Annotated in this window: 20 protein-coding genes; 6 read left to right on the forward strand and 14 right to left on the reverse strand. The window is 51.6% G+C overall.

The window, feature by feature from the left end; all coding sequences use genetic code 11:
* The first annotated feature begins 107 nt into the window (after positions 1–107).
* Positions 108–632 carry a GNAT family N-acetyltransferase gene (locus tag H8K43_RS09665; RefSeq protein ID WP_186903627.1) on the forward strand — a complete coding sequence of 175 codons (525 nt, stop codon included), beginning with the start codon at positions 108–110 and terminating at the stop codon, positions 630–632.
* Positions 633–655: 23 nt separating this feature from the next.
* Here the strand turns inward: H8K43_RS09665 and H8K43_RS09670 are convergent, their stop codons facing one another.
* Both H8K43_RS09670 and H8K43_RS09675 read right to left on the reverse strand, forming a co-directional pair.
* Positions 656–1,219, reverse strand: a complete 564-nt coding sequence (locus H8K43_RS09670) for a nuclear transport factor 2 family protein (RefSeq protein WP_186903628.1) — start codon at positions 1,217–1,219, stop codon at positions 656–658.
* 9 nt (positions 1,220–1,228) lie between these two features.
* Positions 1,229–2,167 (reverse strand): histone deacetylase family protein, encoded by a 939-nt coding sequence (locus tag H8K43_RS09675; RefSeq protein ID WP_186903629.1) that lies wholly within the window; start codon positions 2,165–2,167, stop codon positions 1,229–1,231.
* Positions 2,168–2,335: 168 nt separating this feature from the next.
* On the opposite strand from H8K43_RS09675, the gene H8K43_RS09680 reads away from it, so the two are divergent.
* From H8K43_RS09680 to H8K43_RS09700, 5 genes are all read left to right on the forward strand, one after another.
* Positions 2,336–3,256, forward strand: a complete 921-nt coding sequence (locus H8K43_RS09680) for an AAA family ATPase (RefSeq protein WP_186903630.1) — start codon at positions 2,336–2,338, stop codon at positions 3,254–3,256.
* A 17-nt stretch (positions 3,257–3,273) separates the two neighbouring features.
* Positions 3,274–4,260: a DUF58 domain-containing protein gene (locus tag H8K43_RS09685; RefSeq protein WP_186903631.1), complete on the forward strand. Its 987-nt coding sequence runs from the start codon at positions 3,274–3,276 to the stop codon at positions 4,258–4,260.
* Positions 4,257–6,251: a transglutaminase TgpA family protein gene (locus H8K43_RS09690; RefSeq protein WP_186903632.1), complete on the forward strand. Its 1,995-nt coding sequence runs from the start codon at positions 4,257–4,259 to the stop codon at positions 6,249–6,251. The genes H8K43_RS09685 and H8K43_RS09690 overlap by 4 nt, the downstream gene beginning before the upstream one ends.
* A gap of 10 nt (positions 6,252–6,261) precedes the next feature.
* Positions 6,262–7,368 (forward strand): lytic murein transglycosylase B, encoded by a 1,107-nt coding sequence (gene mltB / locus H8K43_RS09695; RefSeq protein ID WP_186903633.1) that lies wholly within the window; start codon positions 6,262–6,264, stop codon positions 7,366–7,368.
* 473 nt (positions 7,369–7,841) lie between these two features.
* Positions 7,842–8,141, forward strand: coding sequence for a hypothetical protein (locus tag H8K43_RS09700; RefSeq protein WP_110257001.1), 300 nt, complete (start codon positions 7,842–7,844; stop codon positions 8,139–8,141).
* 194 nt (positions 8,142–8,335) lie between these two features.
* Here the strand turns inward: H8K43_RS09700 and cysM are convergent, their stop codons facing one another.
* From cysM to pheA, 12 genes are all read right to left on the reverse strand, one after another.
* Complete coding sequence (cysM, locus tag H8K43_RS09705) at positions 8,336–9,238, reverse strand: cysteine synthase CysM (RefSeq protein ID WP_186903634.1); 903 nt, start codon at positions 9,236–9,238, stop codon at positions 8,336–8,338.
* Between the two features lie 243 nt (positions 9,239–9,481).
* Positions 9,482–10,045 carry a ComEA family DNA-binding protein gene (locus tag H8K43_RS09710; RefSeq protein ID WP_230403811.1) on the reverse strand — a complete coding sequence of 188 codons (564 nt, stop codon included), beginning with the start codon at positions 10,043–10,045 and terminating at the stop codon, positions 9,482–9,484.
* 101 nt (positions 10,046–10,146) lie between these two features.
* Positions 10,147–11,067, reverse strand: coding sequence for a D-glycero-beta-D-manno-heptose-7-phosphate kinase (gene rfaE1 / locus H8K43_RS09715; RefSeq protein ID WP_186903635.1), 921 nt, complete (start codon positions 11,065–11,067; stop codon positions 10,147–10,149).
* Between the two features lie 9 nt (positions 11,068–11,076).
* The gene (locus tag H8K43_RS09720; protein ID WP_162021369.1) at positions 11,077–12,450 is read right to left on the reverse strand and encodes a UDP-glucose dehydrogenase family protein; all 1,374 of its coding nucleotides are present in this window, start codon (positions 12,448–12,450) and stop codon (positions 11,077–11,079) included.
* Positions 12,451–12,539: 89 nt separating this feature from the next.
* Entirely contained in the window at positions 12,540–13,715 is a 1,176-nt protein-coding gene (gene lapB, locus H8K43_RS09725; protein WP_186903636.1) for a lipopolysaccharide assembly protein LapB, read from the reverse strand.
* A 58-nt stretch (positions 13,716–13,773) separates the two neighbouring features.
* Entirely contained in the window at positions 13,774–14,088 is a 315-nt protein-coding gene (locus H8K43_RS09730) for a LapA family protein (RefSeq protein WP_186903637.1), read from the reverse strand.
* Between the two features lie 207 nt (positions 14,089–14,295).
* On the reverse strand, positions 14,296–14,601 hold the full coding sequence (locus H8K43_RS09735) for an integration host factor subunit beta (protein WP_110256992.1): 306 nt from the start codon (positions 14,599–14,601) through the stop codon (positions 14,296–14,298).
* Between the two features lie 31 nt (positions 14,602–14,632).
* A complete protein-coding gene (gene rpsA, locus H8K43_RS09740; RefSeq protein WP_162021372.1) occupies positions 14,633–16,333 on the reverse strand; it encodes a 30S ribosomal protein S1 in 1,701 nt (566 codons plus the stop codon).
* A gap of 126 nt (positions 16,334–16,459) precedes the next feature.
* Positions 16,460–17,131 (reverse strand): (d)CMP kinase, encoded by a 672-nt coding sequence (gene cmk / locus H8K43_RS09745; RefSeq protein ID WP_186903638.1) that lies wholly within the window; start codon positions 17,129–17,131, stop codon positions 16,460–16,462.
* Between the two features lie 45 nt (positions 17,132–17,176).
* The gene (gene aroA, locus H8K43_RS09750) at positions 17,177–18,502 is read right to left on the reverse strand and encodes a 3-phosphoshikimate 1-carboxyvinyltransferase (protein ID WP_186903747.1); all 1,326 of its coding nucleotides are present in this window, start codon (positions 18,500–18,502) and stop codon (positions 17,177–17,179) included.
* Positions 18,503–18,568: 66 nt separating this feature from the next.
* Positions 18,569–19,486 carry a prephenate dehydrogenase gene (locus H8K43_RS09755; protein WP_186903639.1) on the reverse strand — a complete coding sequence of 306 codons (918 nt, stop codon included), beginning with the start codon at positions 19,484–19,486 and terminating at the stop codon, positions 18,569–18,571.
* Positions 19,487–19,493: 7 nt separating this feature from the next.
* Complete coding sequence (gene pheA, locus H8K43_RS09760) at positions 19,494–20,567, reverse strand: prephenate dehydratase (RefSeq protein WP_162021375.1); 1,074 nt, start codon at positions 20,565–20,567, stop codon at positions 19,494–19,496.
* Between the last annotated feature and the right edge of the window lie 112 nt (positions 20,568–20,679).

Below are 20,679 nucleotides of genomic sequence, written 5' to 3' on the forward strand. Positions count from 1 at the left end.
ACTATGCTCGCCGTGAAGCTGAGCAAGGCTATTCTGCTTGAATATTCTCGTTTGCCAGCGGCAAACCAAAACGGATCAAAAAAACTTTTAAGGAAAATTTGAGCACAATGAGTTTCACTCTACGGATACTGAATAACAGTGACAGCGCCGCCCTGCGCACTTTGCGCTTACAGGCGCTGGCCGACAGCCCAGCCAATTTTGGCGCTGATTTTGGACGCGAATCCCTGCAAGCAGCAAGCTACTTCACAGATAAAATAAACCATCCTGACAATATCGGAATTTTCGGTGCATTTGATGGAACACAGTTAATCGCCATGATGGGATTACAGCGTGACAGCGGTCTTAAACGGCGCCATTGCGCCAAGCTTTGGGGGGTATTTACTGCCCCAGCCTATCGTGGCCAGGGCATTTCAGCAAGTCTGTTACAGATGTTAATCCGTATCGCGCGCCAGCAGCCCGGCTTGCTGCATATACGACTGAGCGTCAATGCCCGCAATACGGCCGCGCATCAACTCTATCTGCGTGCTGGCTGGACAGAGTATGGACGGGAACCTGATGCACTGTCTGTGAATGGAGAGATGCAAGAAGAAATTCTGATGACGCTGAAGCTAGTTGGGGATCACAGCCTATAAAGAGTTCGGCGCAGATACCGGCATCATTTCACTTCGCCAGCCGGTAATTTGCCACTGCTTTCCCACTGACGCACGGCTTTACCCAGGTAATCGACTAACTCATTTGGCACCGCGAGCGATAACTGGTAGTGCGCGATTTTTAAACCCTGAGGCGTATTGCGGATGACGCCACTGGCCTGACACAGGCCCATTGCCGTGGTGAGCTGCTCGTCAAACCAGATCACGCTTTGGTCCTCAGTCATTTGCAGATGGCGTCCATTGACCTTGAAAGCCCAGGCAGATGGCCGTGCAAAATGCGGCTTTGCCCAGGTTTTAAATTCATCCAGTGTCCAGCGTTCAGTTTTATCGGTACCGATATACACCGCATCAGGCGTCATTTTATCAAAGTAGCTTAACCGGGAATGCGCTGCATCGTCGTGCCATTCGTTCAGAAAACGATTGACTTCCTCCTGCAACTGAGTCGCGGCACGCGCAGGTAAAGCGATGACTGCCGTATTCGCAAATTGTGGCGCAGCCTGAGCCGGTATCACGGCAGCAGATAAGCAGCCTTGAAATACAAAGCAGATGGCTAATTGATTTGTGTTCATAGATGACTCCTAATCCAGCCCCGCCAGCACTTTGATATGCGCAGCGACACTACGCCCCAGTGCAGACAGGTTATACCCACCTTCGAGACAGCTGACTACGCGCCCTTTTGCAAATTCACCGGCAATCTGCATCACTGCGCGCGTGATCCACACGTAATCTGCTTCGACCAGACCAAGCTGGCCCATATCATCTTCGCGATGCGCATCAAATCCGGCAGAAAAAAATATCATCTCCGGCCGGTATGCACGTAATGCCGGCAGCCAGTGCTGCTCTACCAGACTGCGGATTTCCTGCCCCTGGCTATGTGCAGGAACAGGAATATTCACCATATTGCTGGCTGGCTGCTCAGTACCGCAGTAGGGATAATACGGGTGCTGAAAAAAACCCACCATGAGCACAGACGCATCATTCCTGAAAATATCCTCGGTACCATTACCGTGATGAACATCGAAATCCACGATGGCAATCCGTTTCAAGCCACGTACATCCAGCGCATGGCGTGCTGCCACCGCGACGTTATTAAACATGCAGAAGCCCATAGACTCTTTGGCCGTCGCATGGTGACCAGGCGGACGCACCGCGCAAAAGGCATTATCGATTTCAGCGTTGAGCACCGCATCAGTCGCAGCAATCGCGGCACCGGCAGCGCGCAAAGAGGCTTTCCAGCTATAGGCATTCAGCGCCGTATCTGCATCTAACGGGAAGTGATCATATTCAGAACGTTCTGACGGACAGTTTTCACGGATACGATAAATCGCATCGGCGCTATGCACCCTTGCCAGACTGGCCTCGCTTGCCAAGGGTGCGTCACGGCAGTCGAGCAGGTCCTTGATACGGCTGGCGATCAGCTGATCCTCTATCGCTTGCAAACGCTGCGGGCATTCCGGATGCCAGGATCCCATTTCGTGGCGTTTGCAATCATCGTGGGTATAGTAAGCGGTGGTCATGGGCATGCCTGAGTTCAATTACCGGCAGTTTCCCGCGAATTGCATAAATTTGCAAACTGGACACAATAAGTTCTGCGCGTAATCAGACGTCTGCACGCTCGCCGTTACAACCGCGTTAGCAGAATCAGATTACACTGCGAGTTTCGTTCAGGACAGAGGCAGGCAGCTATGTTTTCAAAAGTGCACCGCGTGGCAGATCAGGTCAATCAAGTCATCATGGGCAAATCGCCGCAAATACGCCTGGCCATTGTCTGCCTGCTGGCCGGTGGCCATCTGTTGATTGAGGATGTACCGGGTGTAGGTAAAACCACGCTGGCACACGCACTGGCAACGTCGCTGGGTTTGCGTTTCAACCGCCTGCAATTCACCAGCGATCTGCTACCGGCAGATATCATCGGCGTCTCCGTCTTTGAGCGCGAAAAAAATCAATTTGTGTTTCATCCCGGCCCGGTGTTTACTCAGGTTTTACTGGCCGATGAAATCAACCGCGCCACACCCAAGACCCAGTCCTCGCTACTGGAAGCGATGGAAGAACAACAGGTCTCGGCAGAAGGTCAGACCCGCCGTCTGCCCGCCCCTTTCTTTGTGATTGCGACCCAGAATCCATCGCATCAGATCGGCACCTTTCCACTACCGGAATCTCAGCTGGATCGCTTTCTGATGTGCCTGTCGCTCGGCTATCCCGATGCCGCGTCAGAAAAGGCTTTGCTGGCAGGCGCAGATCGCCGCCAGTTGCTGAGCCAGTTGCGTGCACAAATGGCACCGGAAGAATTTATGCAGGCACAAAAGGAAGTGCGCAGCATCCATGTCTCCGCTAAATTGATCGACTATGTATATGCACTGGCCCAGGCAACGCGCCAGGGTGATGTTTTTGCCGAAGGTATGAGCCCACGTGCCTCGCTGGCCTTGCTGCAGGCGGCACGTGCCTGGGCCGCGCTGGAAGGTCGGGATCACGTCGTGCCGGAAGATGTGCAGGCGGTACTGGTAGCGGTGATCGCTCACAGGCTGCGTCCGCTCCGCGCCTCACACACGCAAACCAGTGGCAGTGCGGATTTGCTGCTGCAAATGATGCGCAGTGTTCCCGTCTGAGAAAGCCGCTTGCAAACATGGCTAACGATGCGATCCGCAGTTATCTGCGCAGAGTGATCTTTCTGGAAAAGCAGCCCGAGCCCGGCAGTGTGATACTCAAACAGCGCCGGGTGTATACCTTGCCCAGCCGGCCAGGCTGGATGATGTTGCTGGTACTGCTGCTGTTATTTGTGACCGCGACCAATTACAGCCTCAGCCTGGGCTTTGCACTAACCTTTATGCTGGCTGCCGTGATGGTGGTGAATGCCTTGCTGGGATTCCGTAATCTCGCTTATCTGGAATTGCATGCTGGCAGTCCCGATCCAGTGTTTGCTGGCGAAGAAATCCGTTTTCCGCTCTATCTGAACAATCCACGCCGCAACCCGCGCTATGCAATCTGGGTCGGCTGGCAAGCTAAGGATCAGATCAGTAAAGCCTGTGACATCGCGCCACAATCACAGCTCAGTGTATTTTTGCATGCCCCTTCTGTACAACGTGGCTGGCAACCCGCGACCAGAATCGCGATTCAGACCTGGTTCCCACTGGGTCTGCTGCGCGCCTGGAGCACCTGGCTGCCGGATGTACAGGCGCTGGTGTATCCGGCGCCGGAATTGCAGCCACCACCGCTGCCTGTGGACGGCACAGAATCAAGCGCCAATGCGGGTCAGCACGGTGATGAAGACTTTGCCGGTGTACGCACTTATCAGCCCGGTGATCCGCTGCGCCAACTGGCATGGAAGCAAATCGCGCGCGTCGACACAGCCGCTGGCGGGCAATTAGTCAGTAAGCTGTTTAACGGACAAAGTGGTGCCGACGTGGTGATTGATTTCGCCCGCCTGCCACGCCGGCTGGACACGGAACTCAAGCTGGCGCGCATGTGCAGCTGGGTGCTGCAAGCAGAACGCCAGGGGCTGCCGTATGCATTCCGGCTTGGCACGCTGAACTTTGCGCCTGCATTGGGTGCTCAGCACAGGGACGCCTGTCTGCGTGCGCTCGCACTTCATCCGGCTGAGGCGACGTCATGACGGACAAGGCTCACCACAAAAATCATATCAGCGCCGACAAGAGCAATACGCTGTTGCTGATAGCAGCCTGTATCAGCGTGCTGCTTCCGCATTTCTGGCATGTGCATCTGTGGGTCAGCATCGCTTGCACATTGACTCTGGGCTGGCGTATCTGGCTCACGCTGTCTGGCCGCCGCCTGCCGCCTATGTGGTTATTGCTGCCGGTATGCCTACTGATGATGGCGGGCATCTTCCTGAGCTTCCGCACCTTCTTTGGTAAAGAGGCGGGGGTCACCATGTTAGTACTTTTGCTGGCCTGCAAACTTCTGGAAATGCATGCCAGGCGTGATTTATTCGTGGTGCTGTTTCTGGCTTTTTTCCTGTTACTGACCAGTTACTTTTACCAACAGACGATAGGCGTTGGCCTGTTAAGCCTGTGCGCAGTTGGTCTGCTGTTAAGTGCGCAGATTTCATTTCAGTACACGGGCATTTTGCCACCGCTTAGACAACGCTTACGGGCTGGTTTTTCTATGCTGGGCCTCGCGTTGCCCCTGATGTTGTGTGCTTTTTTTCTGTTCCCACGTATTCAGGGCCCGCTCTGGGGTTTGCCCGGAGATGCAGGTCAGGGTCGCTCAGGTTTATCCAATAGCATGACGCCGGGCGGTATCAGTAATCTGGTTCTGTCGGAAGAAATCGCATTCAGGGTCAAATTCGATCAGGCGCCGCCCATAAAAAACCTGCAGTACTGGCGCGGCATCGTGATGACAGATTACGATGGTAAAACCTGGACACCGGGTCGTCGCTATCAGCATGATGCAAGCCAGCTGGTCGTCACAGGCAAGCCGCTGCGGCAGCTCATTATTCTGGAACCACACAGCCAGCATTGGTTGTTCGCGCTTGAGTTAAGCCAGCACAATCCCCGCTTTACGGATGGCACTGACAGCGTGATGAACAATGTGTCCGAGCTGCGTTCACGCACAGTGCTGCAACAAAGAATACGCTATGAAGTTGAGTCTTACCCTGACTTCCGGCTGGATGCCCAGGCCGACTTGCAAGACATGGCTGGCGAGCTCAGTCTGCCAGTCGGCTTCAATCCGCGCACCCAGGCCTATGCACGTGAATTACGCCAGCAACAAGGCAGTCATCAGGCATACATTCAGGCTGTGTTGCAACACTTCCGCCAGCAAAATTTCATCTATACGCTGGAACCTGCGCGGCTGGGCAAAGATGCGATCGATGATTTTTTGTTTTCTACCCGCGCCGGATTTTGTGAACATTATGCGAGCGCTTTCGTGGTCTTAATGCGGGCGGCCGGGATACCAGCCCGTATCGTCACTGGCTATCAGGGCGGTAACCTGAATACGGTAGACGGTTATTTTGAAGTACGTCAGTCAGATGCACATGCCTGGGCCGAGGTCTGGCTAAGCGGCCAGGGCTGGACCAGGGTAGATCCGACCGCCGCGGTAGCGCCTGAACGCGTGATGCAAAACCTGAGCCGCGCTTTGCCAGCCAGCGGTCTGGCTGGTCTGGTCAATCTGGCGCTGCAGGGCAACTCATTCAGCCAGGCTTTGCGCATGCAATGGAATGCGATGAACAATAACTGGAATCAGTGGGTACTCAATTACAATCAACAAGGGCAGCAATCGCTGCTCAACAAGCTGGGATGGAAGGATGTCGACTGGGTGCAAATGACATGGATACTGTTCCTGGCTGGCAGCCTTATCCTGGGCGTGATCAGCCTGCCTTTGCTGCTTAACAAACCAGCTATCCCGGCGCTTGATAGAGTATACTTTTCATTTTGCCACCGGATGGCCAGGAAAGCTTTGCCACGCAAACCACATGAAGGCCCACAAGCCTATCTGGTGCGGCTGCAAGCCAGGCTGGCTCCCGAAGAATGGCACAGGGCAAAAGCATTTATTGATTATTACAGCCTGTGCTGCTATGGCAAACAGGCTGGCTCCGATGCCGCCTCATTGAAACAATTAAAGCAGTTACTGTCTGCCTGTAAATAAACTGGATGTCATGTTGATCGCTCGCCCTTCCCTTCTCCTCTCTGGCCTGATGCTGTTACTGGCTTGCTCTTTACATCCCGACGTTGCTGCCGCTGACAAAAAAGTCTCGAAAAAAACAGCGAAAACCACGAACAGCACATCCAGCCAACAACAGGAAAATATACACTTCGAGCAGTGGAAGGAAGTGGAAGTTTTCATCAGCCAGATGGTGAATTTACATGGCTTTGACGAAGAAAAATTAAGGCAGTTATTTTCTCAGGTCAGGCATGCGGAATCCGCCAAACAATTGATGAAGCCTGCGCCGCCCGGCAAGCCTAAAAACTGGAAGGTCTATCGCAGTCGCTTTGTTGAGCCTTATCGTATAGCAGCTGGCGTACAGTTTTGGAACCAGTATGCCGAGGCTTTGGAAAGAGCAGAACGGCAATATGGCGTGCCAGCAGAAATTATCGTCGGACTAATAGGCGTAGAAACGATATTTGGTAAACACACCGGCAGCTTCCGTGTACTGGATGCCCTGACCACACTGGCGTTTGATTACCCGGACACGCCAACCAGAGTGACACGGATGCAGTATTTCCGCGATGAACTCATGCATATGCTATTGATTGCGCGAGAATCTCAGGTCGACCCGTTTGCCTTCAAAGGCTCTTATGCGGGCGCGATAGGCTGGCCGCAGTTTATGCCCGGCAGCATACGGAAATATGCGGTGGATTTTGATGGCGACGGGCGCATCAATCTGACCAACTCCCCCATTGATGCGATTGGCAGCGTTGCCCATTACCTCGCGGAACACGGTTGGAAACCGGGCGTGCCCGTCACCTTCCCTGCCACCCTGATCAGTGACGACAAAGAAACACTGCGCACGGTGCTGTCGCAAGGCCTGCGCGCCAGCTATACCTATCAGGAATTGAGCAAATTGGCGAGCAGTGCCAGCGCAGATATTGCACCCCAATTAAAGCTAGGATTGATCGATTTGCAAAACGGGGAAGAAGCGACAGAATATTGGATTGCCACAGATAACTTCTATGCGATTACCCAATACAATCGCAGTTACTTTTATGCGATGTCTGTGATAGATCTGGGTCGTGTCATCCGTCAGGCGCGGGAACAAATGTAATTGTTTTTTTCAACCACATTTTTGCTGGATGCCAAGGCTGGACGCTGTCGCTGACCATGGCTTGAAAGCGCTTCGGTACAAAGCATTACCACTCTCACAAAATTTCCAATAGGAAACAATAAATGCAATTCTACGAAACTTTTTTAACAATATCTTTCGTTTTCACCAATTGATCTCAAGCATATTTTGCCCAATACTTCAGGTACAGGCAATTGTTAGCTTGTAAAAAAAGCGAATGAAATCAATTGGTAATCTGTTAAAAAAGTAAATTGCTTTTCAGCTTGTATTGATCTACAGTACTATTGCCTTATTGACACAATGGCGTAAATAGCATTCCCTGTGTCAAGGGATTTAACAATGTTTTGCTATTTTTCTGATAAGCAATTTCTGTTTTAAAGATACAATATTACCGTTTGATTAATTTCATTGAAGCAATTAAATCAGGCATCAATAGACTAGATAGCGAGGTAATTATGGCAAATCTGACCCAGCTTGAATCAGATGAAATCGACTACGATCCAAACAATTTGTTGGACACTCTGATCAAGCAATTGCACTTAAAAAACGATGCGGCACTCTCCAGAGCTTTGGAAGTTGCGCCTCCAGTAATCAGTAAAATCAGACATCGCCGCCTGCCGGTCGGTGCGTCCCTGCTGATCCGTATGCATGAAATCAGCGATGTCAGCATCAAAGAACTGCGTGAATTGATGGGTGACCGTCGTGCGAAGTTCCGTATCAGCGACAAGCAGTTTAAACCAAAAGACGCTGCATAAATAAGCCTTGCCATCCGCGCCTAGCGGATTGTCCAGGTAAAATACCGAAACTGCTAATTCAGCACTTTCGGTATTTTTTTCTTTGATGCCATAAAAAAGCCTACAAGTTTTAGGCTTGTACGCTTTTTTTTAGTTAAATAGCTAGTTCAGGTAATTCGGCTGATTTAACATTCCACTGAGCTGGCGGCAACTACTCAGGCTGGAAATACGCCGGTCGATAAATAGCGATCACCGCGATCACAGACAATAAATACGATCGTTGCATTTTCCACAGTTTCAGCAAGACGTAAAGCCACTTCACAGGCGCCAGCCGCCGAAATGCCGCAAAAGATCCCTTCTTCAATCGCCATCCTGCGTGCCATATGCTCAGCATCAGCCTGACTGACTGAAATTACCTGATCGACCCTGGCTTTGTCATAAATCTTAGGCAAATACGCTTCCGGCCATTTACGGATACCAGGAATAGAGGAACCCTCCTCAGGCTGGGCACCAACGATCTGTATCTCCTGGTTCTGATTCTTCAGATAGGCAGAAACGCCCATAATCGTGCCGGTGGTACCCATCGCACTCACAAAATGGGTGACGCGCCCGCCAGTGTCACGCCAGATTTCCGGCCCCGTTCCTTCATAGTGAGCAAGTGGATTGTCCTGATTGGCAAATTGATCCAAAATCACACCCTGGCCTTCTTTTTGCATTTGCTCTGCCAGATCACGCGCATACTCCATACCACCGGTTTTAGGCGTCAGGATAATCTGTGCGCCGTATGCGGACATACTCTGGCGGCGCTCTATGCTCAGATTCTCGGGCATCAGCAATACCATTTTGTAACCGCGCATAGCAGCAGCCATCGCCAGTGCAATGCCAGTGTTACCGCTGGTCGCTTCGATCAGTGTATCGCCAGGTTTGATTTCGCCGCGCTCTTCAGCGCGTTTGATCATGGACAGCGCCGGCCGGTCTTTGACTGAGCCAGCAGGATTATTGCCTTCCAGCTTACCGAGAATGACATTATTGCGCAGCGCATTTTTTTCACCCGGCAATCTTTGCAAACGAACCAAAGGCGTGTTGCCGATAGTATCTTCAATAGTCAGATAGGACATAGTCTCATTCTCAGATTGGTAAGTGCTTATTTTAATGCTTGTCGCCCAGACTTGCAGTCAGCAAACGTCTAAGCTCAGACAAAAAACGACTAAAGCACGTACCAGTCATCACTGATACGAAAAATTCATCCGAAAAATCATTGACTTAGTAAACTTGAATAAGGCTTATATCAATTTCGAATAAGCTAATAAAAAAGCCCCTGATATCATCAGAGGCTTAGGCAATTTTCAAGTCCAGACAAATTACTTGGTTTTTCCTTCTTTGGCAGAAGCAGAGGCTTCTGTTTTTTCAGCTTTTACAGCTTTTGCGGATTTATCCGACTTATCTGCAGCATCAGCTTTGGCCTTATCAGCCATCTTTTCTGCTTTTTCAGCCTTTTCTGCTTTTGGTGCTTTCGCTGCTTTTTCTACTTTCTCTGTTTTTTCAGCTTTATCAGCCTTCTCAGCTTTTGCCGCTTTATCCGCTTTTGCTGGTGCAGCTTTTGCCGGTGCGCCTGATTTAGCCTGTCCATTGACGGTCAAGCCTGCTTCAGATAACTTCGTACCGGTTTTATCGCCTATCCCTTTCACACGGGATTCAAAATCAGCCCAGTCTTTGAAGCTGCCATTTTTTGTACGCTCATCGATAATCGCTTTGGACTTTGCGGGGCCCAGACCTTTGATACCATCCAAAGCAGCCTGATCTCCCTTATTTACATCCACGTCAGCAAATGCAAAACCCATACTGAACATAAAAGCAGCAACTGCGAAGAATAATTTCTTTAACATGGAATCACTCCCTAAATAGTCATCATTGTTATCAAGCAAGGAACCCGGTTTCTCAACCGGGAGAACGATAAAAACGCTCTGTTCCTATTAACGCAGAAATTTCGACAAGGTTGACTAAATTTTACTATTTTTAATACAATTCACTGCTGGGGAAACAGTTCAGCTTCAGTCACTGTGGCAGTTCCAAGCTTACCAACCACAATACCACCCGCACGATTGGCGATATGCACTGCATCCTCAAGTGTCATGCCATTGGCCAACATCACTGCCATCGTTGCGATCACGGTGTCGCCAGCACCGGAAACATCAAATACTTCGCGCGCAACAGCAGGGACGTGGGTAACGGTGTTTTCGGTGAACAGGGTCATTCCCTCTTCAGAACGGGTTAACAATAAGGCGCGTAAGTTCAGGGAACGGCGCAGATTCTGCGCTTTTTCCTGCAAGTCTGCCTCGGATGTCCAGTCGCCGATAATCTGTTTAAGCTCTGACTTGTTGGGCGTGAGTAAATCAGCACCCGCATATTTAGAAAAGTCACTGCCTTTCGGGTCTACCAGCACAATTTTTCCCTGCTGCTTAGCCAGTTGTAGCATAGCCGGAACATTGACCAGGCTGCCTTTGGCGTAATCCGAAAACACCACGACATCAAAGCCAGGCACCAACGCATTAAAACGATTCAGCTTATCGCGTAATACACTGTCTGTCGGCTTTTCTTCAAAATCGATGCGTATCAGTTGCTGCTGGCGACCGATCACCCGGAGTTTGATAATGGTAGATATCTGAGCATCGCGGCTCAGATAACTGGAAATATGATGCTTCTCAAGCAGGCCCTCTATTGAGTTGCCCGCCTCATCATCACCAATCACCCCCATCAGTGCGGCACCAGCGCCCAGCGCGAGCGCATTCAATGCCACATTCGCCGCACCACCCAGACGTTCCTCACGCCGCTCTACACGTACAATCGGCACCGGCGCTTCCGGTGAGATACGATTGACTTCGCCAAACCAGTAACGGTCCAGCATCACATCACCGGCAACCAGGATGCGCTTATCTTTTTGCAACATCACTTAACCTTAAACACGCGTGAGTACGGAACGGCCGATACCATGATATTCAATTTGCAGTTCATTCATGACAGCAGGCTCGAATAAATTGCGTCCGTCAAAAATAACAGGCTGCTTCAAACGTGCTTTGACCTGATCAAAATCAGGACTGCGGAAGGCCTTCCATTCAGTGACTATCGCGAGCGCATCAGCATCATTCAATGCCTCCATAGGATTGCTCGCGTAACGTATGTTTTCGAGCAATTCCGGTGCATCGTAGAAATCGAGTTCAAATACGCGCTTAGCCTCTTCCATAGAAACCGGATCGTACACTGCCACCGTGGCGCCGCTGCGTAACAACTCACCGATCAGCACACGGGATGAAGCTGCGCGCATATCATCGGTATTCGGCTTAAACGCCAGTCCCCAGATCGCAAAATGCTTGCCGACCAGTTGATTATCGAAACGCGCCTGTATCTTGCTACCCAATACCTGTTTTTGTCGCGCATTCACCGCTTCGACTGCCTGCAGTATCAACAGATTCAGACCATATTCCTGCGCGGTACGCTCCAAGGCCTGTACGTCTTTAGGGAAGCAGGAGCCACCATAGCCGCAACCTGCATACAGGAAGCTGTGACCGATACGCGGATCAGATCCTATACCATGGCGTACCGCTTCAATATCGGCACCGACATGGTCGGCCAGATTCGCGAGTTCATTCATGAATGAGATACGGGTGGCCAGCATCGCGTTAGCAGCGTACTTGGTAAATTCAGCCGAACGCACATCCATCCAGTAAGTACGTTCATGATTGCGGTTAAACGGCGCATACAGTTTCTTCATCAGGCTGCGTGCTTTTTCGCCCTGAGCAGAAGAGTCGCAACCGATGACAATACGGTCCGGGCGCATGAAGTCTTCAACCGCTGCGCCTTCTTTCAGGAATTCAGGATTAGACACGACAGAAAACTCTGCCTGCGTGGCGCGCTGATTTAACTCTTCCTTCAATGCAGCAGCAACACGGTCCGCAGTACCGACCGGTACCGTAGACTTGTCGACCACCACTTTGAAGCCATTCATATACTTACCGATGTTGCGTGCAGCGGCGAGCACATACTGCAGATCCGCTGAGCCATCTTCATCTGGCGGCGTTCCTACCGCAATAAACTGTACATCACCATGCGCAACACTGGCGGCTACATCGGTAGAAAACTGTATGCGGCCGGCAGCGCGGTTGCGTGCCACGATTTCTTCCAGGCCAGGCTCATGAATAGGGATGCCGCCACTGTTGAGTATATCGATCTTGCGCTGATCCACATCCAGGCAAAAGACATCGTTACCTAATTCTGCCAGGCAAGCGCCTGTCACCAGGCCCACATAGCCGGTGCCAATAATGGTAATTTTCATATTGTGATCACAGTCTAAAAAAATATTGATATCGTCTCTGGTCTGGTGACATCAGTCTGCTCTGACTGTATCCCTGCACCACAGCCGCTTCAGTTCATCACGTTCAATTCTTCAGTACGTCTGGGTGGATAAGTCTCCCAGCGGCTGCAGCCAGGGCAATGCCAGTAAAACTGACGAGCTTTGAAGCCACAATGCGAGCACTGATAGCGTGCCAGCTTCTGCGCATAGCCATGTACCAGATTCTTTACTATGGTCAGCTCAGGCCGCATCTCCATTGGTGCATCGAGCAGACGTGCATCCAGCAATTTATCAAGGCCCAGCAGTGTCGGGGTCCGGCGCAATTCATCTTTCACGATTTGATTCGCAGCCTCTATCCCTTCCAGTTCCAGACTGGCCTTAAACACGACCTCCAGCAAATCGATAGATTGTGCTTCTGACAGATAGTTTCTGAGCAGGCTCAGACCTTCTTCCGGACGCTCGAGTTTTCTGTAGCCATCCATCAGGCGCTGCGCAACCAGTGCCACATGCGGCACACTCTGCTGCTCAACCCGACGCCAGGTCAATACCGCTTTTTCGGTATCGCCATTTTTTTGATACACGTCGCCTAGCAGGATGGTAGCGCGCACATTGTTTCTGTCTATCGCCAGTGCTTTATCCAGCATCGCAATCGCTGCATCTGCATTCGTGTGCACCAGTTCATCCTGTGCCATTTCACAATAGAATTGCGCGATTTCTTTTTGACGACCACCGGCACCGGCCTCCTGCAACGCAAAAGCTGCATCCACGGCGCGCGCCCATTCTTTCTCGCGTTGATAAATTTCCAGCAAGGCTCTTCTGGCCTGCGCTTCGAACGAACTTGCGACCAATTGATTGAAGGTTTCTTCGGCGCGGTCCAGCAATCCCGCCTTCAGGTAATCCTGCCCCAGTTCAAACATCGCCTGGGTTTTTTGCTCAGTCGGCAAATCAGGTCGAGCTAATAAATTCTGATGCACACGGATCGCACGTTCAGTCTCACCACGGCGGCGAAACAAATTACCGAGCGCGAAGTGCAATTCAACGGCTTCCGGATCGAGCCGTACAATATCGATGAAGGCATCAATGGCTTTATCCGGCTGTTCATTGAGCAGGAAATTGAGCCCTTTAAAATAGCCGCTGGGCAGGCTGCGGGATTCTGACATTAATTGACGGATATCCACGCGTGCAGCTATCCAGCCCAAAGCAAAAAACAAGGGGATGCCAAGCAACCACCAAATTTCAAATTCCATTTTTTCTTATTTCTCTAGGGAGTTGTGATCTGGACTCTGCGTCCTGATTCCACACATTTCAGGTATTCCGAATGCTATCAGGTTGTGGCGCCTGCGTGCTGGCCAAAGCAGCTGCTTCACGCTCTTTCTCAATTTCTGCCAGGGTTTTCTTATGGCGCGAGAGATCACGACGGTGACGGTAAATCATAGGAACCATGGCCAGTGCACCCAATACGGCTCCGGCGATGAAAAACAGCAGCAGCATAATGACCAGAGGCGCAGACTGTTGATACCCAAAAAAATACTGCAAGGTCACGATCTGATCATTCTTCAACGCAAAACCGAAGAACAAAACAAATAATATGATTGCTACAAGCCGGGAAACATACTTCATGAGTACATCCTTCAATGATGTCGGGACCGCTGCAAATTTGCATTGCGTCTATCCCTGAGTGTGGCACTGTCTGATCACCCTTGTGATCCCTTTCATAACATTTATAACTTCGTCATGATAAGGATGCATTGTACTGAAAAAAAACGGCATATCGGAAACCGATACACCGTTTTTAACTTTCTTCAATCACGTTGCAGTCATGCTCATCTAATCATCATGGATGGGTTGCCCCACCATGGCATCCACACGCTCGCGCAATTCCTTACCCGGTTTGAAGTGAGGGACGCGCTTTTCAGGCACCATCACTTTGTCGCCAGACTTAGGGTTACGCCCTATTCTCGGTGGACGGCTGTTCAGAGCAAAGCTGCCAAAACCACGGATCTCTATCCTCTGCCCTGTTGCCAGGGCATCAGACATTGCATCCAGTATCGTTTTAACAGCGATATCCACATCCTTTGCAACCAGTTGCGGATACCGCTCTGCCAGACGAGCAATCAGCTCCGACTTCGTCATATTTTATAAAACCTGATGACTGAGATTGAGCTTAGTTTTTGTTGTCGAGCTTAGCTTTCAACAATGCGCCCAGGCTGGTTGTGCCGGATGCTGCGTTAGCGTCAGTAGACATTTTTTGCATTGCTTCCTGAGTTTCAGCGCTGTCTTTTGCTTTGATAGACAACTGAATACCACGTGCTTTGCGGTCGATGTTCAGGATCAGCGCTTCAACTGCGTCGCCGACTTTCAGGTGTGTACCAGCATCTTCCACGCGGTCGCGGGAGATTTCGGATGCACGCAGATAGCCTTCTACGTCGTCAGCCAACTGAACAACTGCGCCTTTTGCTTCAACAGACTTCACAGTACCAGTTACAACAGCACCTTTGTCGTTCATTGCGCAATAGTTGTTGAATGGGTCGCCTTCCAGTTGCTTAACGCCCAGGGAAACGCGCTCACGCTCAACGTCGATTGCCAGAACAACGGCTTCCAGTTCGTCACCTTTCTTGAACTTGCGAACTGCTTCTTCGCCAGTTTCGTTCCAGGACAGGTCAGACAAGTGAACCAGACCGTCGATGTTACCGGACAAGCCAATGAATACGCCGAAGTCAGTGATCGATTTGATCGCGCCACGTACTTTGTCGCCTTTCTTGTGGTTGATCGCGAAATCATCCCAAGGATTAGCTTTACATTGTTTCATGCCCAGGCTGATACGACGACGTTCTTCGTCGATTTCCAGAACCATAACTTCAACTTCGTCGCCCAATTGAACAACTTTGTTTGGAGCAACGTTTTTGTTTGTCCAGTCCATTTCGGAAACGTGAACCAGACCTTCGATACCTTGTTCTACTTCAACGAACGCACCGTAGTCGGTCAGGTTAGTGACTTTACCGAACAGACGTGTGTTCGCTGGGTAACGACGGGACAGACCTGTCCATGGATCGTCGCCCAGTTGTTTTACGCCCAGGGAAACACGGTTTTTCTCTTGGTCGAACTTCAATACTTTTGCAGTGATTTCCTGACCAACTGTCAACACCTCGGAAGGGTGACGTACACGGCGCCATGCCAGGTCTGTGATGTGCAACAGGCCATCGATGCCACCCAGATCAACGAACGCACCGTAGTCGGTGATGTTTTTAACAACACCAGTAACCACTGTACCTTCTTTCAGGGTTTCCATCAGTTTCTGACGCTCTTCGCCCATGGATGCTTCAACCACAGCGCGGCGGGACAGAACAACGTTGTTACGCTTACGATCCAGCTTGATAACCTTGAATTCCATGGTTTTGCCTTCGTAAGGAGTTGTATCCTTAACTGGGCGTGTGTCAACCAAAGAACCTGGCAGGAAAGCGCGGATGCCGTTGGTCAGAACAGTCAGACCACCTTTAACTTTGCCATTTACTGTACCGGTAACGATCTCGCCAGACTCCAGCGCTTTTTCGAGCGCGAGCCAGGATGCCAGACGTTTTGCTTTGTCGCGGGACAGGATAGTGTCGCCGAAACCGTTTTCCAGAGAGTCAATCGCTACGGAAACGAAATCGCCAACGTTAACTTCCAGGTCGCCCTGGTCGTTTTTGAATTCTTCAACAGGGATGAAGGCTTCAGATTTCAAGCCTGCGTTCACGATCACGAAGTTGTGGTCGATACGAACGACTTCAGCAGAAATCACTTCACCGGAACGCATATCCTGACGTGACAGGGACTCTTCGAACAAAGCTGCGAAGCTGTCTGCACCGGTTGCGAAATCTTGGGACATGTATACTGTAGACATAATATTTACGGGTTAGCCGGAATAGTACAAAGCGTCTATTTACCGGGTTAGGTTGAACAACCCATTGCCAAGCTTGCCTTTACAATGGGGACTTACACACACAAACCAGCACTACATTGCTCGCTGTGCTTCCGCGTACCATTCCAACACCTGCTGCACTGCCTGTTCGGCATTCATCTCAGAGGTATCGAGGATGATGGCGTCTGGCGCGGGTTTGAGGGGCGCAGTTGCGCGGGAACTATCCCTTGCATCGCGTTCTGTCAAATCTTTTACCAAGTCTTCCATATTAGCAGCAATTCCCTTTTCAATCAATTGCTTATATCGGCGACCGGCCCTGGCCTCGGCGCTGGCGGTCAGAAAGACTTTTAATCTTGCGTCGGGGAAAATAACTGTCCCCATATCCCGGCCATCTGCCACCAGACCCACGCCATTACGGAAAGAAACTTGCAACTCTACCAATGCTTGTCGTACCTGGGGCAACACTGCAATCTGCGATGCTGCGACACCGATTTGCTCAGCACGTACCGCATCCGTCACATCCTGCCCATCCAGCAATACGTGACCATGCTGAAATTGACAAGGCAGCGTACGTGCCAACGCCGCGATTCCCGCCTCATCCTGCAAGGAAACGCCTTTGCTGATAGCCATCAAGGCAGTCAGGCGGTACAGGGCACCGGAATCCAGGTATTGAAAACCCAGATGTTTGGCGACCCTGTGTGCGACCGTGCCTTTGCCGGAGGCAGTCGGGCCGTCGATAGTGATGACGATGCAAGCTGGGTTCATACGCATTCCTTTAAATCTGTTCCCTGAAAAGGGCAGGATTGTACTTCAGAACAATTCCTCATGATGAATCTGAGCGAACACCTGAAAATAGTCCGGGAAAGTCTTCGCCACGCAATGCGGTTCCAGGATACGCATGGCAGCACCGCGCCGCGCCTTACCATCCAGGCTGGCGAGCGAAAAGCACATCGCCATACGGTGATCATCATAGGTCGCGATACTGGCTGGCTGTATCTGTGCCGGTGGCGTCACGGTCATATAATCAGCACCCTCTTCCACTTGCGCACCGAGCTTACGCAACTCCGTTGCCATGGCCGACAAGCGATCGGTTTCCTTCACACGCCAACTCGCGATATTACGCAAGGTAGTGGTGCCATTCGCGTACAGGGCAGCAATCGCTATGGTCATCGCGGCATCAGGAATATGATTGAAATCCATATCTATCGCCTGCAGCACGCCGCCCGAACGCGCTTCTATCCAATTCTCGCCACGGGTAATCACTGCCCCCATTTTTTCCAGCGCTTCAGCAAAACGGATATCGCCCTGAATACTGTCGCGTCCTACGCCTTCCACCCTGACCGGCCCGCCTGCAATCGCACCAGCTGCCAGAAAATACGAGGCTGATGAAGCATCGCCCTCAACATGAATTACGCCCGGCGACACATAACGCTGGCCCTTGCGGATCACAAACGCCTGCCAGCCTTCACGCTCCACCGTGACACCGAAACGCTGCATCAGGTTCAGCGTAATTTCGATATATGGCTTGGAAATCAATTCACCCAGCACTTCTATACGCACATCATAAGTCTTCGCCATCAGCGGTGACGCCATCAGCAAGGCGGTCAGGAATTGCGAGGAGACATTACCCTTTACTTGCAAGCGCTGTGCATGAATGTGACCACGCTGGATATGCAGCGGCGGATAGCCAGCCTGACCTGTGTAAGCGATTTGCGCTCCGGCATGGTTAAGCGCATCGACCAGATCACCGATAGGCCGTTCATGCATGCGCGGCACGCCATGTATCGTATAGTCGCCGCCCAGCACAGCCAGCGCCGCCACCAAAGGACGAATTGCCGTACCGGCATTACCCATAAACAGATCAGCATGATGCTGAGGGAAAGCAGCGGCACAGCCTTTGACCAGGTAATCCTGCGAACTGCCTTGCTGCTCCCAGTGCACGCCCAGCTTTTGCAAGGCGTTCAGCATCACCAACGTGTCGTCCGAGGCCAGCAAATCCTTGATCAGAGTTTCACCTTCTGCCAGCGCAGCCAGCAGCAAAGTACGGTTAGAAATACTCTTCGATCCCGGCAAACGCACTGTGCCCTGCACCGACATCACGGGCTGCAAATCGAGGTAAGGAGGATACTGCTTGATGGCTTGATTCATAATCTGGTCTGTAAAATTCGTTTTTTACCGGAGCAATGAGAGGCGCAGCGGCGCTCAGTCACCGCCCTCCACTTTTTGCTTCTCTGCCGTTTCTATGGAAGTAATCCAATTATGGCGCGCACGCTGTGCGTTGGCATACATGGCCTCGATAGCGGCACCGTCAGCCTGCAGCAAATGGCCACGCAGCCGCTCCAGTGTCTGCGTATAAGAATCCAGTTCCTGCAATAAAGCGCTGCGGTTAGCGAGCGTAATATCGCGCCACATTTCCGGCGACGAACCGGCAATGCGCGTGAAGTCGCGAAAACCGCTGGCTGCATACTGAAACAAACGGTCTGCATGCGGCTTGTTGGCCACATCATCCACCAGCGCATAGGCCAGCATATGTGGCAAATGGCTCACGGCAGCAAACACCGCATCATGTTCAGCTGGCTGCAAATGATGGATCACGGCGCCACAATAGCACCAGGCTTGCTCAACCAGGCCGACAGACTGCGCACTGTTTTCCGGCAAAGCCGTAATCACCAGTTTTTTACCGGCATATAAATCGGCCAGCGCTGCCTGCGGTCCATTCTGTTCGCGACCGGCGATAGGATGGGCTGGCACAAACTGGCTGATTTTATCGCCCAGCGCCTGTCGTGCGGCACTCACCACATCAGCCTTGGTACTGCCAGCATCGGTCACCACTGTATGTGCTTCCAGATAAGGCAGGATGGACACAAGAATGTCGTAAGTCTGTGCGACTGGCGCGGCGATCAGTATCAGGTCAGCATCGCGGCAGGCATCCTGTACCGAGGCGGCAATCACATCGATGATGCCAGCCTCAAGAGCTACTTCAAGTGAAGCCTGGCTACGCCCGACACCTGCAATTTGTGCCTGCACACCAGCTTTTTTTAAGCCCAGTGCAAACGAACCGCCGATCAGACCAACACCGAATATGGCGATTTTTTTCAATACTCTGCTTTGTTCACTCATCCGCAGCTCACAGGGTACAAGGGTAAGAGCCCAACACCTTAAAGAAGGCAGCCTTGTCGTTCAGTTCCGCCATCGCCGCAGCGACTTTTTCATCCTGCACATGACCTTCTACATCGACATAGAAATAATATTCCCAGTTACCGGTGCGGGCCGGGCGGGATTCAAAACGGGTCATGGAAACACCATGCTTGGACAGTGGTGCCAGCAGGTGATACACCGCGCCCGCTTTATTCGGTGTCGCCAGCACGATAGAGGTCTGGTCTTTGCCGCTAGGCGTGGTATGCAGACGACCGATCACCGCGAAACGGGTGCGGTTATGCGGATCATCCTGGATATGCGCACTGACGATGCCTAACTGGTATTGAGTACCTGCAATTTCACTCGCAATCGCCGCTACCGTCGCATCACCGCTGGCCATGCGTGCCGCCTCGGCATTCGATGCCACTGCCTGCCGCTCTACATGCGGATAATGCTGATTGAGCCAGGCCTGACACTGTGCCAGCGCCTGAGAATGCGCGCAGATACGGCTGACGCCATCCATATTGCCGGTGCGCGTCATCAGGCTATGCTGCACTGGTATCGCCAGCTCACCGCTAATCGCCAGACTGGTTTGCAGCAGTAAATCGAGAGTGCGGTTAATTGCGCCTTCCGAAGAATTTTCTATCGGTACCACACCAAAATCGGCGGTACCGGCCTCAGTGGCACGGAACACTTCATCAATCGATACGCAAGGCAAAGCCAGTATGGCATGTCCAAACTGTTTATACACCGCCTGCTCACTGAAGGTACCAACCGGCCCCAGAAAAGCCACCACCACACGGCGTTCCAGCGCGCGACAGGCCGACATGATTTCCCGGAAAATCAATTGTATATCCGCGCTGGCCAGCGGGCCCGGATTGCGCTCTGCCACACCGCGTAATACCTGGGCTTCACGCTCAGGACGGAATACCGGTGCATTAGTTTCTGCCTTCACATGGCCAACTTCTTCGGCCACACGGGCGCGCTGATTCAGTAAGTCCAGAATCTGGGCATCGATAGCGTCAATTTTCAGACGCAAAGGGAGTAATTTATTATCGCTCATACTTGACCTAAAAACCGTTACAGGACTTACCTAAAACAGCCCCGGCAGCCTTATGGCGCTTTATCGTACATGTGTACTGCCTGCGTCACCAAGCCTTGCCGGAACAGCTTTT

This window comes from Cognatundibacterium curvum, from assembly GCF_014284235.1.
Taxonomy (GTDB): domain Bacteria; phylum Pseudomonadota; class Gammaproteobacteria; order Burkholderiales; family Burkholderiaceae_D; genus Undibacterium; species Undibacterium curvum.

What these genes read in the sequence shown, in the direction of transcription:
- H8K43_RS09735 (WP_110256992.1), bottom strand. Translation starts at nt 14,601, where the DNA reads ATGACGAAGTCGGAGCTGATTGCTCGTCTGGCAGAGCGGTATCCGCAA.
- rpsA (WP_162021372.1), bottom strand. Translation starts at nt 16,333, where the DNA reads ATGTCCCAAGATTTCGCAACCGGTGCAGACAGCTTCGCAGCTTTGTTC.
- H8K43_RS09690 (WP_186903632.1), top strand. Translation starts at nt 4,257, where the DNA reads ATGACGGACAAGGCTCACCACAAAAATCATATCAGCGCCGACAAGAGC.
- H8K43_RS09700 (WP_110257001.1), top strand. Translation starts at nt 7,842, where the DNA reads ATGGCAAATCTGACCCAGCTTGAATCAGATGAAATCGACTACGATCCA.
- pheA (WP_162021375.1), bottom strand. Translation starts at nt 20,567, where the DNA reads ATGAGCGATAATAAATTACTCCCTTTGCGTCTGAAAATTGACGCTATC.
- H8K43_RS09755 (WP_186903639.1), bottom strand. Translation starts at nt 19,486, where the DNA reads ATGAGTGAACAAAGCAGAGTATTGAAAAAAATCGCCATATTCGGTGTT.
- rfaE1 (WP_186903635.1), bottom strand. Translation starts at nt 11,067, where the DNA reads ATGTTGCAAAAAGATAAGCGCATCCTGGTTGCCGGTGATGTGATGCTG.
- mltB (WP_186903633.1), top strand. Translation starts at nt 6,262, where the DNA reads ATGTTGATCGCTCGCCCTTCCCTTCTCCTCTCTGGCCTGATGCTGTTA.
- cmk (WP_186903638.1), bottom strand. Translation starts at nt 17,131, where the DNA reads ATGAACCCAGCTTGCATCGTCATCACTATCGACGGCCCGACTGCCTCC.
- H8K43_RS09730 (WP_186903637.1), bottom strand. Translation starts at nt 14,088, where the DNA reads ATGAAGTATGTTTCCCGGCTTGTAGCAATCATATTATTTGTTTTGTTC.
- H8K43_RS09675 (WP_186903629.1), bottom strand. Translation starts at nt 2,167, where the DNA reads ATGACCACCGCTTACTATACCCACGATGATTGCAAACGCCACGAAATG.
- H8K43_RS09680 (WP_186903630.1), top strand. Translation starts at nt 2,336, where the DNA reads ATGTTTTCAAAAGTGCACCGCGTGGCAGATCAGGTCAATCAAGTCATC.
- H8K43_RS09685 (WP_186903631.1), top strand. Translation starts at nt 3,274, where the DNA reads ATGGCTAACGATGCGATCCGCAGTTATCTGCGCAGAGTGATCTTTCTG.
- H8K43_RS09720 (WP_162021369.1), bottom strand. Translation starts at nt 12,450, where the DNA reads ATGAAAATTACCATTATTGGCACCGGCTATGTGGGCCTGGTGACAGGC.
- H8K43_RS09670 (WP_186903628.1), bottom strand. Translation starts at nt 1,219, where the DNA reads ATGAACACAAATCAATTAGCCATCTGCTTTGTATTTCAAGGCTGCTTA.
- H8K43_RS09665 (WP_186903627.1), top strand. Translation starts at nt 108, where the DNA reads ATGAGTTTCACTCTACGGATACTGAATAACAGTGACAGCGCCGCCCTG.
- lapB (WP_186903636.1), bottom strand. Translation starts at nt 13,715, where the DNA reads ATGGAATTTGAAATTTGGTGGTTGCTTGGCATCCCCTTGTTTTTTGCT.
- cysM (WP_186903634.1), bottom strand. Translation starts at nt 9,238, where the DNA reads ATGTCCTATCTGACTATTGAAGATACTATCGGCAACACGCCTTTGGTT.